This is a genomic window from Bradyrhizobium sp. HKCCYLRH3061 (assembly GCF_051168015.1).
Taxonomy (GTDB): domain Bacteria; phylum Pseudomonadota; class Alphaproteobacteria; order Rhizobiales; family Xanthobacteraceae; genus Bradyrhizobium.
The window spans coordinates 344,450-358,152 of sequence record NZ_JBNPUE010000002.1; the positions used below are offsets into that span (position 1 = coordinate 344,450).

At 65.0% G+C, this 13,703-nt stretch carries 15 protein-coding genes and 2 tRNA genes; 5 read left to right on the forward strand and 12 right to left on the reverse strand.

Annotated features, from left to right (window positions below; all coding sequences use genetic code 11):
- Nucleotide 1: 1 nt before the first annotated feature.
- The 3 genes from ACQR2C_RS05440 to ACQR2C_RS05450 form a co-directional block, all read right to left on the reverse strand.
- Entirely contained in the window at nucleotides 2-2,185 is a 2,184-nt protein-coding gene (locus ACQR2C_RS05440; RefSeq protein WP_434880769.1) for a type I secretion system permease/ATPase, read from the reverse strand.
- Nucleotides 2,186-2,436: 251 nt separating this feature from the next.
- On the reverse strand, nucleotides 2,437-3,966 hold the full coding sequence (locus ACQR2C_RS05445) for a TolC family outer membrane protein (RefSeq protein ID WP_315801022.1): 1,530 nt from the start codon (nucleotides 3,964-3,966) through the stop codon (nucleotides 2,437-2,439).
- Nucleotides 3,967-4,540: 574 nt separating this feature from the next.
- Nucleotides 4,541-4,626 (reverse strand) — tRNA-Tyr (locus ACQR2C_RS05450).
- A gap of 217 nt (nucleotides 4,627-4,843) precedes the next feature.
- On the opposite strand from ACQR2C_RS05450, the gene rlmB reads away from it, so the two are divergent.
- Nucleotides 4,844-5,674: a 23S rRNA (guanosine(2251)-2'-O)-methyltransferase RlmB gene (gene rlmB, locus ACQR2C_RS05455; RefSeq protein ID WP_434880654.1), complete on the forward strand. Its 831-nt coding sequence runs from the start codon at nucleotides 4,844-4,846 to the stop codon at nucleotides 5,672-5,674.
- Nucleotides 5,675-5,730: 56 nt separating this feature from the next.
- Here rlmB and ACQR2C_RS05460 read toward each other — a convergent pair whose 3' ends face one another.
- Both ACQR2C_RS05460 and ACQR2C_RS05465 read right to left on the reverse strand, forming a co-directional pair.
- Nucleotides 5,731-6,171: a hypothetical protein gene (locus tag ACQR2C_RS05460; protein ID WP_316237700.1), complete on the reverse strand. Its 441-nt coding sequence runs from the start codon at nucleotides 6,169-6,171 to the stop codon at nucleotides 5,731-5,733.
- Between the two features lie 67 nt (nucleotides 6,172-6,238).
- Entirely contained in the window at nucleotides 6,239-6,700 is a 462-nt protein-coding gene (locus ACQR2C_RS05465) for a hypothetical protein (RefSeq protein WP_316237699.1), read from the reverse strand.
- Between the two features lie 370 nt (nucleotides 6,701-7,070).
- On the opposite strand from ACQR2C_RS05465, the gene ACQR2C_RS05470 reads away from it, so the two are divergent.
- Nucleotides 7,071-7,535 carry a hypothetical protein gene (locus ACQR2C_RS05470; protein WP_316177037.1) on the forward strand — a complete coding sequence of 155 codons (465 nt, stop codon included), beginning with the start codon at nucleotides 7,071-7,073 and terminating at the stop codon, nucleotides 7,533-7,535.
- Nucleotides 7,536-7,728: 193 nt separating this feature from the next.
- Nucleotides 7,729-7,803, forward strand: a tRNA-Thr gene (locus ACQR2C_RS05475).
- Nucleotides 7,804-7,856: 53 nt separating this feature from the next.
- Here the strand turns inward: ACQR2C_RS05475 and ACQR2C_RS05480 are convergent.
- From ACQR2C_RS05480 to ACQR2C_RS05490, 3 genes are all read right to left on the reverse strand, one after another.
- Nucleotides 7,857-8,453, reverse strand: coding sequence for a DUF2147 domain-containing protein (locus ACQR2C_RS05480; protein ID WP_316237698.1), 597 nt, complete (start codon nucleotides 8,451-8,453; stop codon nucleotides 7,857-7,859).
- Between the two features lie 94 nt (nucleotides 8,454-8,547).
- Nucleotides 8,548-9,192 (reverse strand): DUF3313 domain-containing protein, encoded by a 645-nt coding sequence (locus ACQR2C_RS05485; protein ID WP_434880655.1) that lies wholly within the window; start codon nucleotides 9,190-9,192, stop codon nucleotides 8,548-8,550.
- A gap of 229 nt (nucleotides 9,193-9,421) precedes the next feature.
- Nucleotides 9,422-10,009 (reverse strand): TetR/AcrR family transcriptional regulator, encoded by a 588-nt coding sequence (locus tag ACQR2C_RS05490; protein ID WP_316177033.1) that lies wholly within the window; start codon nucleotides 10,007-10,009, stop codon nucleotides 9,422-9,424.
- A gap of 319 nt (nucleotides 10,010-10,328) precedes the next feature.
- Between ACQR2C_RS05490 and ACQR2C_RS05495 the strand changes: the two genes are divergently transcribed.
- Nucleotides 10,329-10,841, forward strand: a complete 513-nt coding sequence (locus ACQR2C_RS05495; RefSeq protein ID WP_316216007.1) for a hypothetical protein — start codon at nucleotides 10,329-10,331, stop codon at nucleotides 10,839-10,841.
- A gap of 67 nt (nucleotides 10,842-10,908) precedes the next feature.
- Here the strand turns inward: ACQR2C_RS05495 and ACQR2C_RS05500 are convergent, their stop codons facing one another.
- The gene (locus ACQR2C_RS05500) at nucleotides 10,909-11,016 is read right to left on the reverse strand and encodes a hypothetical protein (RefSeq protein WP_041750859.1); all 108 of its coding nucleotides are present in this window, start codon (nucleotides 11,014-11,016) and stop codon (nucleotides 10,909-10,911) included.
- A 180-nt stretch (nucleotides 11,017-11,196) separates the two neighbouring features.
- Between ACQR2C_RS05500 and ACQR2C_RS05505 the strand changes: the two genes are divergently transcribed.
- Nucleotides 11,197-11,442: a hypothetical protein gene (locus ACQR2C_RS05505; protein ID WP_434880656.1), complete on the forward strand. Its 246-nt coding sequence runs from the start codon at nucleotides 11,197-11,199 to the stop codon at nucleotides 11,440-11,442.
- 226 nt (nucleotides 11,443-11,668) lie between these two features.
- Here ACQR2C_RS05505 and ACQR2C_RS05510 read toward each other — a convergent pair whose 3' ends face one another.
- From ACQR2C_RS05510 to ACQR2C_RS05520, 3 genes are all read right to left on the reverse strand, one after another.
- Nucleotides 11,669-11,908 carry a DUF6719 family protein gene (locus ACQR2C_RS05510; RefSeq protein ID WP_315737532.1) on the reverse strand — a complete coding sequence of 80 codons (240 nt, stop codon included), beginning with the start codon at nucleotides 11,906-11,908 and terminating at the stop codon, nucleotides 11,669-11,671.
- A gap of 218 nt (nucleotides 11,909-12,126) precedes the next feature.
- On the reverse strand, nucleotides 12,127-12,840 hold the full coding sequence (locus ACQR2C_RS05515) for an outer membrane protein (protein ID WP_316216006.1): 714 nt from the start codon (nucleotides 12,838-12,840) through the stop codon (nucleotides 12,127-12,129).
- Nucleotides 12,841-13,123: 283 nt separating this feature from the next.
- Nucleotides 13,124-13,570 carry a hypothetical protein gene (locus ACQR2C_RS05520; RefSeq protein ID WP_315801033.1) on the reverse strand — a complete coding sequence of 149 codons (447 nt, stop codon included), beginning with the start codon at nucleotides 13,568-13,570 and terminating at the stop codon, nucleotides 13,124-13,126.
- Between the last annotated feature and the right edge of the window lie 133 nt (nucleotides 13,571-13,703).

Consider the following 13,703-nt stretch of genomic DNA (forward strand, 5'->3'; position numbering starts at 1 on the left):
GTCACCTCGTCCCCTGGACCGGCTTCCCCGCGTGGCTCGTGGCCGGCGCCGCTGCGGGCGGCTGCGGACGCAGCATGGTGAGGATTTGCGCGGTCGGACCGTCGGCGACGATCCTGCCGGAGTCGAACACCAGGATGCGGTCGACCAGCGACAGCAACGAAGGCCGGTGGGTCGAGACGATGATGGACATCTCGCCCTTGGCCAGCAACTTCAGGCGCTCGAGGAATTCGCCCTCGCTGCGAACGTCGAAATGCGCGGTCGGCTCGTCGAGGAACAGCACGCGCGGCTTACGGATCAGCACGCGCGCCAGCCCGATCGCCTGCTTCTGCCCGCCCGACAGGCTGCGGCCGCCTTCGGCGATCATCATCTCATAGCCCTGCGGATGGCCCGCGATGAAGGTCTCGACGCCGGCGAGCCGCGCCGCCTCCAGCACCTCCTCATCGGTCGCTGCGGGGCGGCCGAGCGTGATGTTGTCGCGCAGCTTGCCGTAGAACAGGTCGGTGTCCTGCAGCACGAAGCCGATGCCGGCGCGCAGATCGGCCGGATCGTATTGCTGGATGTCGATGCCGTCGATCAGGATGCTGCCTTCGGTCGGCGGATAGAACGCGGTCGCGAGACGGCCGACCGTGGTCTTGCCGGAGCCGACGCGGCCGATGATGCCGATCTTCTCGCCCGGCTTGATGTCGAAGGAGACGTTGTCGAGCGCCTTGGTCTGGCTTCCCGGATAGGAGAAGCTGACATTCTTGAACTGGATGCGGCCCTGGTTGATCTCGCGCGCGACGTAGATCTTTTCCGGCGGACGCTCACGGTCCAGCGACATCAGCCGGTCGATCGAGCGCAGCGCCGACGTCGTCTGGGTGAAGCGCGTCATCAGGCCGGCGATGCCTGCGATCGGACCGAGCACGCGCCCCGACAGCATGTTGGCCGCCACCAGCGCGCCGACCGAGAGCTTGCCGTCGAGGATCAGGAACACGCCGACGACGACCAGCAGCAGGCTGCAGAACTGGCTCGCGACGCTCGCCGCGGTCATCGCCATCGACGCCCAGAACTGGACGTCCTCGCTGGAGCGCGCCTGCGCCGCCACCGAGCGCTCCCACACCGTCTGCACGCGGCTCTCGCCGGCGACCGCGCGGACTGTCTCCATCCCGTTCAGCGATTCCACCAGGATGCCGTGACGCGCGGCGGATTGCGCCTGCATCTGCCGCATCGCGCGTTCGAGCGGCCGTTGGATCAGCAGCCCGACGGCAATCATCACCGGCAGCATCAGCAGCGGAATCCAGGCGATGGGACCCGCGATGATGAACAACACGATGATGAAAACGACCGCGAACAGCATGTCGGTCGCCGAGACCACGGTACCGGACGTGAAGAACTCGCGCACCGAATCGAAGTCGCGGAGCTGGTTGGCGAGGATGCCGACCGATGGCGGCCGCTTGTCCATCTTCAGCGACATCACGTGCTCGAAGATGTTGGCGGCGAGCACCACGTCGATCTTCTTTCCGGTCATGTCGATGATGCGGCTGCGTACCACCTTGAGCAGGAAGTCGAATCCGATGGCCAGCATGAGGCCGACGCCGAGCGCGACCAGCGAGGGGATCGCGCCATTCGGAATCACCCGGTCGTACACGCTCATCGTGAACAGCGGCGCCGCCAGCGCCAGGATGTTGACGATGAATGCGGCGATCGCGACATGGCCGTAGTTGGCGCCGAAGCGGCTGACCACCGACCAGAACCAGTGCGTCTTCGACACCTCGCCGGCCGCCGCCACGCGCGGATCGACGACTGCGGCGGGCCGCACCAGATAGGCGAAGCCGACATATCGCGCCGCGACCGCGTCGAAGCGCTCGATCGCCGGCTGTTCACGGCGCGAGGGATCGACGATGGTGAGACGGCCGGCGGCCTCGTCGATCGTCAGCAGGATGCGCGTGGTGCCGTCGTGAAACATCAGCACGCAGGGCAGCACCAGCGCGGGTATCTCGCTCAGCGGCCGTTCGACCAGTTGCGCCTCGAGCCCGGCGCGCTGCGCGGCGCGCTCGTACAGCGCGATGCTGAGCACGCCGCTGTCGAGCGGCAGTCCGGACAGCAGCGCGCTGCGGCTCAAGGCGCGGCCGTGATGAGCTGCGAGGTAGAGCAGACTGTCGCTGAGAGGATCAGCTGCCGGTGCGGCTGTGCTCATCTGCGGCATCACGTGCGCCGTCTCTTCGAGCTCGAACCTTGTCGGACGAATATTCAACAACGCCTCGGAATCCATTTGGCCGAACGACCCAGGCGGGCCTGCACCCATCGCTTCTTGCTAATAATTTGCTCTAGCCCAGTTCTTTGGCCTGCACCCGACTTTTTCGAGACTTTTACGGGTGTTTCGCGACAATCTCAGCGCAAAGTAAATGCATATGGTGAAAAGCCGGCGCGAGATGCGCCGGCTCTTGTTAGTTGCAGCTATTTCGACGCGGGCCCGTTGGGGCTCTGGGCAAATCCGCCGTACTTTCCGGAGGTAACAAACAACGTCGCATCCTCGGGATCGCTCGAGGCCCACCGATCGCCAAAGGTAATCGGCGCGGGATGCTTCGGCGTCCCATCATTCAGTCCGAACAGCGGCACCGGGCCGGCAGAGCTCAGCGGCTGCGGTCCCGGCGCCGGCGCGCGCAGTCGAATGGGCGCCAGGCTGTAGCCGATGAAGCCGCTCGGCGTGTCCACCGGCTCGGTCTCCGGGGGGTGACCGGTCTTCAGGTAGTTCAGCATCTGGCCCATCGCGGCAAGCAGCTGGTAGTCCGCAAACACCACCACACCGCGCGCCGACACCAGCGACACGTTGGCGTTGAAATACTGGTTCTGGGAGTTCAGGAGATCGATCAACGTGCGCTGGCCGAGCTCATACTCCTTGTTGTAGGCGACGAAGGTGCGGCGGGCCGCTTCGACATCGCGGACAAGAGCTGAGACGCGATCAGCGGTGATGATCCGGGCCGCCCAGGCCTTGTCGATCGACTCCAGCGCATCGCGCTGCAGCCGAGCATGCTTCTGCTGCTCCTGGATCATCCGCTGCGCGGCCTCCTCGCGGCGCCAGCTGTTCTGACCGCCGTTGAAGATATCCCAGGACGCAACGACCTTGCCGCTGACCTCGTCGTAACGATTGTTGTAGGTGATCGATTCCTTGCCTGTCGTCGCGCGGCCTTCCAACGAAAGCGTCGGCAGGAAGGTGCCGGTCGTGGCATCGAAGCCGCGCTTGGCAGCCGTCACATCCGCCGCGGCAGCGCGCAGGGTCGGATTGAACTTGTAGGCGATGTCGAGCGATTCCGCCTTGTCCCGCGGCATGTCGGACAGCCGGCCCGGGAAGCGCAGGTTATAAGGCTCCACGCCGACGACCTTGCGGTACTTCGCCCGCGCCACTTCCAGGCTGAGCCGGAACTCTTCGAGCACGGCCTGCGCTGCCGCGACCCGCTCCTCGGCCTGCTGCGTGTCGCCCTCGCCGGCCCGGCCGCCCTGGAAACGGGCCAGCACGTTCTTGCGCAGCTCGAGATGAACCTTGAGGTTCTTATCAGCCAGCGCGACCAGCCTGGAGTAGCGCACCACGTCGACATAGGCTTCGGCGGCATCGAGACCAATCAGCTCTGTTCGCTCCAGCACGCGATACGCGGCGGCATCGACCCGCGCCGCCTGGCGCCACACTTCATTGATCGACGAAAAGCCATCGAACAGCAATTGACGGACCACCACGCCGGCCTCGCGGCCGCGCAGGTAGCGGCCATTATTGCTCGGAGCCGGCGAGACATATTGCTTGAGCATCTCCGGCCCGGCGCTCGCGTCGAGCCGGACCTGCGGCAGCAGCGTACCCTGGGACTGGCGAAGCTCGGCTTCGGTGGCCCGCCGGTTGGCGGCGGCCTCCCCTACACCGGGATTGGTCTTCACCGCCTGGTTGATGGCATCCTGGATGGTGAACGGCTCAGCGCCCAATGCCGGGCTGAAGCTCATTCCCACAACACATATGAAAATGGGTGTATATACGATCTTCAACATAGGGAACCGATAACAAACCCGAGATCGGCTCGCAATGTGACTCGCCACAGTTGCGGCGAAAAATCGACCGGTTGTGGCAGAATAGCTACGCTCCGCCATATTCTCCGGAGCGGAGATTTCAGAATCTGAAGCAAAATCAAAGCAGTGGGAATGAAGTAAAGCCGAGGCGGTGATTTAAAGTCAGCTATTTGTTTCACAAAGAAAAATCTCGCCTCGGAGAATGTCGAGTTTTTCGTGTTTGTCTTCAATATGGACCGCTTCCGCGGCATTAAGTGAGATGGGCCCTCAAGCGACACAGCGGAACGGCAACAGGCGATCAGTCGCACGCCATTGCCACGCCGGCCCGCCACGACGGCCGTGAGCAATCGCCGCCCCGGCATCAAGGAACAACGAAGGATCCAATGAATATCGCGACCGACCGCCGGGCCCGAGATGCGAGGCATATATTTCGACGCACGGTCTGCAGCGAAACAATGGCTAAGGGGGTCCATTGCCCTCGAAAAATCTCGTCGAGCTGAAAGGCAGTAGATGGTGGGGGAGGCAGGACTCGAACCTGCGAAGCCATGAGGCGGCTGATTTACAGTCAGCTCCCTTTGCCACTCGGGACACTCCCCCGTATCGATGGCAATTCGGGCCGGCCGCGGAACAGCAGCGTCGGGGACCATCAGCGCCATGGAGACGGTAAGACCGCGGGGCCCGGATGAGCGGGCGCGCGCGGCCGGGGCCCTTATGATCGAACCCGCCCCTCGAAGTCAACCAAGGGACGACGAATTTTCCCGCCTGAGCGGTGCCAAATTGCCAGAATCCGCAGGCCGTGACAGAAGCTCGTGCCATGAGCGAACGCGACCGAAAGCCCCCTTTTCGCCGTCCGGGCGGCAAATTCTCCGGCAAACCGCGCGGATTCGAGCGGCCGCAGCCGTGGCGTGAACGCGACCACGGCTCGGATGGCCCCGTCATTCTCTATGGCTGGCACACCGTGACCCTGGCGCTGGCCAATCCGAAGCGGAGGATTCGCAAACTTTACCTGACCGAGAACGCTGCGCGGCGGCTCGCCGACGAGCGGATCGAAACAAGGGTGACGCCGGAGATCGTGCGCCCCAGCCAGATCGACCAGCGGCTCGGTCCGGACGCCGTGCACCAGGGCCTGCTGGCGGAGGCAGATCCCCTGCCCTCGCCGGACATCGACACGCTCGCGGCCGAGGGGCTGATCCTGGTGCTCGACCAGATCACCGACCCGCACAATGTCGGCGCCATCCTGCGCTCGGCGGCAGCATTCGACGTGAAGGCGATCGTGACCACCGCCCGCCACAGCCCGGAGGCCACCGGCGTGCTGGCCAAATCAGCCTCCGGTGCGCTCGAACTGGTGCCGATCATCACGGCGCAGAACCTCGCTCGCGCCCTGACGCGCCTGAACGAGCGCGGCTTCCAGACGGTGGGGCTGGACAGCGCGGGCGAGCAGGACATCGCGGCGGTCGCCTTGCGCGAGCCGCTCGCGTTGGTGCTGGGCGCGGAGGGCAAAGGCCTGCGGCAATTGACGCGCGAGACCTGCAGCGTCGTGGCACGGCTCGACATGCCCGGCGCCATCAAGAGCCTCAACGTCTCCAATGCCGCCGTGCTCGCGCTCTATATCGGCGCGACCCGGATCGGATTGATGCCGAAATGATCAAACGCCCGCGCGCCGAGGCGCACGGGCGTTGGCCTGAACGAATGTCCGGCTGATCAGTAGTAGCGGCGCAGCACGCGCTGGCCGTGATAGTAAGGGGAGGCGCCCCAGCGATAGGCGTGGCGGCGATGGTGATAGCTGTAGACCGGCAGCGCCTGCTCCTCATAGGCCGGATACGGCGCGAAGGCGCCTGGACCACTGTAGGTCGGCCCCTGGTTGACGTAATAATACTGCCGGGTCGGCTCGGACAGCCGCTCATAGCTCGCGCCGCAGGCGCCGCAGCCGTGGCCATAGGTGTAGCCGGGCTGATAGAAATATTGCGGCCGATACGTCACGGTCGGCTGATAGGTGACCGTCGGCTGATAGGTGACCTGCGGCGCGCAGGGGGTGGCGTAGCCGCACGGGCCGCAGGCGGTGGCGCCGCAGGCCGCGGCCGGTGCGCTGCCGGCGACGGCGAGACCGGCAATCGCGACAAGTCCTGAAATTACTCCACGCATAACTCTCTCCTGTTGATCTGTTCTTGCTTGTCTTGCTTGTGTTTGGCTGTCGATGGTGAGTTGCTCGCTAGCGGCGGTAGGCCGGCGGCCGATTGGGATAGCCGGGTGGATCACCATCGGGCGGAGCCAGGATGACGGCAGGCGGATACATCGGCACCGTCGGCTCCGGCGGCTGCATCTGGGATTGAGCGCCCCACGAGCGGGAATAGCTCTCGGCGGGCTTCGGCAGCTTGCGATCGGCCGGCGGCTCGATCTCCATCCGGCCATAGCCGGGCCTCGCTCCGAGGGTCGGATAGTAATGGCCGACATATGGCTCGGGCGGGACCGTGCGGCCGCCATAGATCGTGGGCTGCATGTATTGACCCTTGCCGAGACTGGACTGGCCTTCGACGACAGCATAGGAGGCATCAATGCCGTCGATGACGACGGGCACGCCGGGTCGCTGGGGAATGACGATCTCGAAGCCTTCGCTCGCGAGCGCTGCGGAAGAGGTCCCGATCACAATCACAAAAGCCGTTGCAATACGCATGAATTCACGCCCCGGTTGCCGTCCTACAAATACCGCAACGCGCGCCCTGATGGGTTAAACGCGCACATCAATCTGCCGGTAAGACTAACGCGCGAGCCATCATTCCGGGTTAAAGCTCCGGTCGGGTTCACGCGTGAGGGTTAATGCCTGATCATCAGCCCGCGCGGTCGCGACCATCGTGCGCAGCCCAATCGTGGATGTCACCAGCCCGACGGCTCCCTCAACCGCCCGGCGTGCCGCTACCCCCGCACGCGACGATCGCGATCAGTGTCGACAACGCGCACCGCCGGCCGTCGTGAAAAACGGCGTGACCGCGGAACGGCAGCGGCCGGAGGAACTTAGGAGTTGGGGCGCAACGACGGAGTCATCCATGATCAGATCTGCAATTCTCGGGGCTGCTGTTCTCGCGACCGCGCTGGCCGGCCCGGCCATGGCGCGCGACATGCACCACCGCCACCACATGGCCCGCCACGACGGCGCGATGATGCAGCAGCAGCGCGCCGACGCCGGCTGGACCAACAATGGCTGGAACAACGACTGGAATCGCCGCGGCACCGGCTTCTGGCCGGCTGACGTCGCGGCGGGTGCCGTGGGGGCCGCCGCAGGTGTTGCTGGCGCAGCCATCGGAACCGCCGGCGCCATCGCCACCGCGCCGTTCCGCACCGCCGACGCCTATGCCTACGGTCCCGGCCCCTCTTACGGCCAACCGAGCTATGATCGCGGCCCGAACGGCTACTATGGCGACTGGAACAGTTACGCGACCCGCAACGGCCTGGTCTGCCGCCCCGGCACCATGTTCAAGGGCAGCGACGGGCTGATGCACATCTGCCAGTAAAGATCGAGCCGGAGCGGCTTCGACGATCGGCTCCGACAGGGGCGGCCCAACGGCCGCCCTTTTTGCTGGGCTGATGGGAGAAGCGGCGCTCACGCGGGGAGTAGCCGGACTGCATCAACTCTGGTAGGAACACCGCGCTTCGCGAGACCTCGTCGCAAACTGACGACGAGATCTGCGCCACCAATGTGCCTTCGCCGGCTTAGCTCAGCGGTAGAGCAGCGGTTTTGTAAACCGAAGGTCGGGGGTTCAATCCCCTCAGCCGGCACCAGCTTCCGTGCAGTTGGGATTTGCTGCGGCAATGGCTGTCACCGGCTTTAGGCGTCAATTCGCCCTCGTCCTGGCGGCTGGCTTGGCGATGCCGCTCGCCGACGGCGGCCTGGGCGCAGTCCACTCTGGATCCGGCAACGGCCCGCCGCCCTCGCCGGTCGCTCCGATGAGTTGGCCGGGCACCTGATCAGTGACCAACGCCCAACCTTGCGTCGCGCAGAACAGCCCGAGCAGACAGCCCTTGACCGCCAGAATCTTCGGGTCATCGCGCCAGATCGAGACAGCATAGGTCTTGCCGTCCTCGGCGTTGTAGACCTCGCCGCTGTGGCGGCCGTCGGCGTTCAGCTTCAGGCCGAGCAGCATCTGATGGCCGAGCAGCAGACGGCCGCGCCTGGCCGGATCGGGATTCAGCCGGTCGCGGAACGGCTGCCCCTTGGCATCCGCCACCTCCTTCATCCAGACGATGTAGCCGCAGACGCGGTCGGCCATCGCGCCACAGCGCTCGATGCGGACGCGGGCGCGGCCGTCCTCGGTCAACCATGTGCCGACCGGATCGCCGACGGGAGCGGCGTGACCACGGCCCTCCGCCATCGACAGCAGCAGACTGACGACGATGCGCAACCCGACGCGCAGAACGAATCTCAATGTCATGTCCAGGGACCTCATTGTCTCCATGGCCTCGAGCCACGCGCTCGTCCGATGCGGTGCCATCTGCCCGCGCGGCGCGATCGTTCGCACGGCCCGCTCACTGGAGCTGTGCGACCAGGGCCTCGGCGCCTTTATCGATTCCGGCCTCGGCGGCCGCGAGCGCACCAACGCTGGCTTTGATGTCGTAGGGCGAGGGATATTGCTTGCTGACGAAGGCGCTAAGCAGTCGCCCGCTCGCGGCATCGAAAATCTCCGCCGCATAGAACACCGAGCCGGTCAGTAGTCCTTCTCCGTCGCGTGCACTCTGCACGCCGTTGTAGACGGCTCCGGCGAGATCGAAGCGGGAGGCGACGCCGAGCACCGGCGTGTTGGCGACGGCGCCGGTCAGGGTCAGCCGCAGGCGCAGGGTATTCGGCCCACGCTGATGGACGATCTGGAAGCGTGTCGAGAGACTTTCCAGGAAACGCTGCTGCATGTAGGCGGCAAGCGCAGCCTTGTCCCGATCGGACATGTCGCCGAACTGGTGATCCGCGCCGCGATAGATCACGACCGGATCGAGTGTCACCTTGTCGTAGCTGCGCCAGTCGGCGGCGGCCGCGTAGCGGTAAGGCACCCGGCCCGATGGATCGGATGCGTTGGGCGCCAGATAGCGCGCCGACGCCACTCCGGTATAGGCCACCGGCGTCACCGTGTTGCACCCCGCGCAGAGGCCCGCTGCGGCGATCGCAGCGAAGCCGGACATCCGAAATCGACTCCTCATCCCCTTCTCCACGACTGCGGCGCCGTTGCCAGCGCCTCACATGATCATCTCTATAAACCGACTAGACGGTTTGTAAATAGCAAATCGAATGAGAAGGAATGCGCGGTCGACAGGGACTTCCGGCGGCATCGAGCGCCATCGGACGCAAGCCAGCCCGACTTCGCTCAGATCGAACCGTCCAAGGCTGGAGATGGCGCCGAGCTCGAGGGTGTCACCGCTCCCCGGTCGTCCCGGCCTGCCGGAATGCAGTCCATTGCTGGTCGTCGAGCAGGCGGGCAAACAGACGGTCCAGGTCCGGCTGCTCCAGCGGCGAGACGCGCAGCATCGTCATCAAGGCAAGCCCACGTGCCGCCGCCCATCGCAGGACCGCGAGATCGGCGTCATCGGCCTCGCCGCGGATCTCGGCAACTCTCTCGGCATCCTTGGCACGGGCATCGGCCAGCAATCCCGGCTCCTGGGCGAGGGCCCCGAGCATGGCCTGCGCCACCGAATATTGCTGTGCGATCAGCTCCCGCGAGATCGCGATCTGCGTCGCGAGCTCGGGCTGATCAGCCGCTTTGCCGGCTTCAGCCCTGTACCTGCTGGCGAATTCGTCGAAATGCAGGAATTGCTGTTCCAGCAGAGCCTTGAGCACCGCTTCCTTGTTGGGAAACTGGTGCATCAGGCCGCCCTTGCTCAGCCCGCTCTCGCGGGCGATGGCGTCGAGCGTCAGCCGCCCCGGACCATCGCGGGCGATGATGGTGAGGGCGGCGGTGAGCGCGGCCTTGCGCGACCGCTCGGAGCGTGAAGGGTTGTCCATCGAAGACTGCGAAGTGCCCGGACGGTGCACGAAGGTTGCGAGCAGATGATCCCCGAAGTCCGGGGCGGCTCGGTCATAGGGGCGAGCCGCCCTCCTCTGTCAAGAAGAGCTCCGGAAAAACCCGCCGCTTAGGAACCATTTGTACGCGACTGGATTTCCGGTATCGCCTTTGGCGGGTGGGGACGAAACGGGTTCAGACTGTGGCAATATTGTTGTCACATCTCACCTAGAACTCCTGCTTATCCCCAGAAGTCACTGGTCTTCAACTTGATTTCGTCAGCCGCTTTTGTTGCAATTGAGGCATCGGGGGACAAGCGTCATGACGTGGAAAGAAGAGCGTGATGCGCTGATCGCGCAGACCATGGCCTTCGTGCAGTCGGTCACCGGCAAGCCCGCCGACTTCGCCCAGTTCGAGCTGCCGACCGTTCCGGTCGGCACCCCCATCACACCGCAGCAGGCCGTGGCCGGTCGCCCGACGCATGCCGCTGTCGAGCACGTGATGGCCAACACCGTCGAAACCGAGACACGTCGCGGCGGCAACGTGCAAGTTGAAATCCCCGATGCTGTGGGGGAGCCTGCAAGGCCGAGAGCGCCCGACTCCATCGCGTCCGAGGCTTCGTTCGCCACCGCGAGCCCGGTCCCTGCGGAGCGTTTCACAAGCATCGCCTCGCAGCTCGATCTCCAGCGCGACATGCAGGCGGAGATTCGCGCCCGCGTCGCACGCTTCCGGGCCCATCAGGAGCGCTTCAATCGGGAGCGTCAGGAATATTTCAGCGCGACACTCGCGCGCCTGAAAGCATCGGCCGGACGGAGCGCCCTCCCTGAGGACTAAAGGCGACCGCGCCAAGGATCTCCGATGGCCGAGGGTGCACAAACGTATCCGCAATCGACACGCCGGCTCACAGCCAGGCGCACAGCAGCGCCACATTGGCGACGAAGGCGAGCAGCAGCCCAAAGGCGAGCGTCAGCTGGATCCGCCCGCAGAAGATGTGGAGATCGGTTCCCATGGGCTTAACCATCTGGCGATTCTAGCCCCGGAGTCCCACGGATTCTTTTTTCAAAAATTTAGGACTCGTTTACGACTCGGCCGCCCGAAAAGGCCCCTTTCCTGCCTCAGGCGCGCCAGTGTCTCGCTGCACGTGCCGTTCATTCTCGGTTCATCCTTCGCTTCTCCGGAGCTGTTTGGAATGCCCTACGCGCTGTTTTGCAACGACGCCAAGTTGAGCAATGCCTATCCGACCGAGGGAGACGTCTGGAGGCTGGCGCGGCAGAGTGGGCTGGTGGTGGACGTGATGATCAATGCGCGATCGACCGCGCATCTGCAGCTCGACAATGATTACGAGATCCGGCCCTGCGCCGCCGAGCCCGAGGAAGATCCCTGGCAGAACCGTGCCGAAGCCGAGCAGGAGTTCAACATCCCGTTCGCATCCTGAGCGGCTGCGGCGGAAGCGCGCCTTGGACGATACCATAGGCTCTGTGCACGGCTGATCCCGGAGCCTCGGCGTGCCCAGACCGAAGCCGCCGGCAGAAGACATTCACGCATTCATGCCCGTCCGCTCCCGCGGACGACTTGCCTTGATCAAGGATTTTTCGACAGACAGACCCGCGATCAGCGGGCAGCCGGAGCTGCCCGCTGGAAGGTCGCCATGAAGCCCGTTCTCAGGGCGTCGCCGTCGCCAGCGATACCGTTTCGGCCGGAAGGGCGACACAGGCGCGCTTGCGGCTGACGCCGCGGATCGCGCCGGTCACCTTCAGCACCTTGCCCGACGGGCAGGACGCGGTTTGCACCAGCGCCACCTCGTAGGGGGCCAGCATCAACGGTTCGGACTTCAGGACGGTCTGGGCGGAGCACGGCAAAACAGCCGCCGACAACAACAGCACGGACACCAAGATACGCATGTGGGATGATCCATCAAACCGGCGGACTGATAATATCAACTGATGGCGAAAGTTTCACGAAGGTTTGAAAATTTTTTCGCACCGCGTGAGCGTCCTCGAAACCATCGCCGGCCACCCGCCGGACAACAACACGCCCGCACCAGACGGCGCGGGCGTGTTGGAATTGAGGCGCGATACGCTCGACCCGGAAGCCGTCGGCCAGGGGCTCGCGACCTCGCTTAGTACTTGCTGGCGGCCGGCCCGCCCCAGCCGAAGCGGTAGTTCACGCCGACCTTGACCGTATGCTCGTCGCCGTTGAAGCGGCTGCCCACGACCGGAGCCGGTCCGCCCGTGAAGGTCGTATTGCCGAAATTGTAGTACTGGTATTCGGCCTTGGCCGACCAGTTCGGCGCGAACATGTATTCGAGGCCGGCGCCGACGGTGTAGCCGTCCTTGGTATTGCCGGACGTGGTGAAGCCCGTCGGCACGCCGGCGACGCTCACCCCGAGATTGTTGCCGTCCCGCCAGGCGTAACCGCCCTTGGCGTAGAGCAACGCCGGTCCCCAGGTGTAGCCGAGACGGCCGGTGACCGAGCCGAGCTGGTTGGCGCCGGTCGAGGTCACGACCGTCGCCCCGGGGAAGCCGAAATTGGTCGTGTTGCGGTCCATCCAGCTGTACTGGGCCTCGATGCCGAGCACCCAGTTCGGGGCAAACTGGTAGTCGAAGCCGCCCTGCACGCCGCCGAGGAAGCGCCCGTTGTTGCCTTCCAGGCTGTTGTTGCCGGCGAAGGCACCGCCGAGGTGACCACCGAGATAGAAGCCGGTCCAGTTGTAGATCGCCTGAGGGGGCGTGTAGACCGGCGCCTTGGTGTAGGTGCGCGGAGGCATGTCGGCGGCGAAAGCCGGGGCAGCCAAGGTGGTCAAGGCCACTGCACTGATCAAAAACCGCTTCATGGGACGTCCCCGTTATTCGTTTGCGACATCTATCGAACATCATGGCCGCATTTGGGTTGCCCGGTGGCGGTGACGCAGCTGTGATTGCTGCTGCGGTGTCACCAGAGGGCAACAAAGGCCTTTTGTTCCATAGGCTTCCCGAATATTTCGTGAAGCTGACGCCTCGCCCGACATTTGGTCGCCGCAAGGCGACAAAGCGTTCGGCCCGTCCCTGATTTGTGATCGGACGAACCGCTTGGCAAGGCGCTGCGACGACGTGGCAGGCCGTCGAAAACGCCGCGGCCTAACGCGTGAGGCCGGCCAGCTCCGGGAATGGCGTGTAGGTCGACCCGGCACAGAGCTCGCCGGCATCCTCGACCAGGCGGTCGAACCGGCCGTCGACGAACACCGCCGCCCGCTCCTGCGCCGGACGGTAGCTGCCGTCGGACTCGCGCGCCGCATAGCGGAGACAGCTCACATAACGCAGCCGGCCACCGACCGTCCGTTGCACCGGCTCCGCCATGACGCCGTCGCGCACCCCGACCGGATTGTTCAGGTAGGTCCTCAGATAGGAAAGGATCTCGCTGCGGTGGTTGGTCGGAAACGGCTGGCTGCCGACGCCACGATCACCGGTATAGGCGATGCCGCGATTGTCCTCGCTCATGAACGCGGCCGGACCGCCGCTCGCGCAGCCGGCCAACAGCAGCGCCAGCACGGTCGCCGGCCACCAGCTCGATCTCCCCATCCCCACGGCGCCCAACTCTTGCAAGCCAATCCCGCGGTCGTTCTAGCTCAAAGCCGACACCCGGGAAATCCGTCCCGGCTCACGCCTTCGTCAAGCCGCGACCGCCGGAGCGCTCTGGCGCTCCGGCGGTCGACGATCA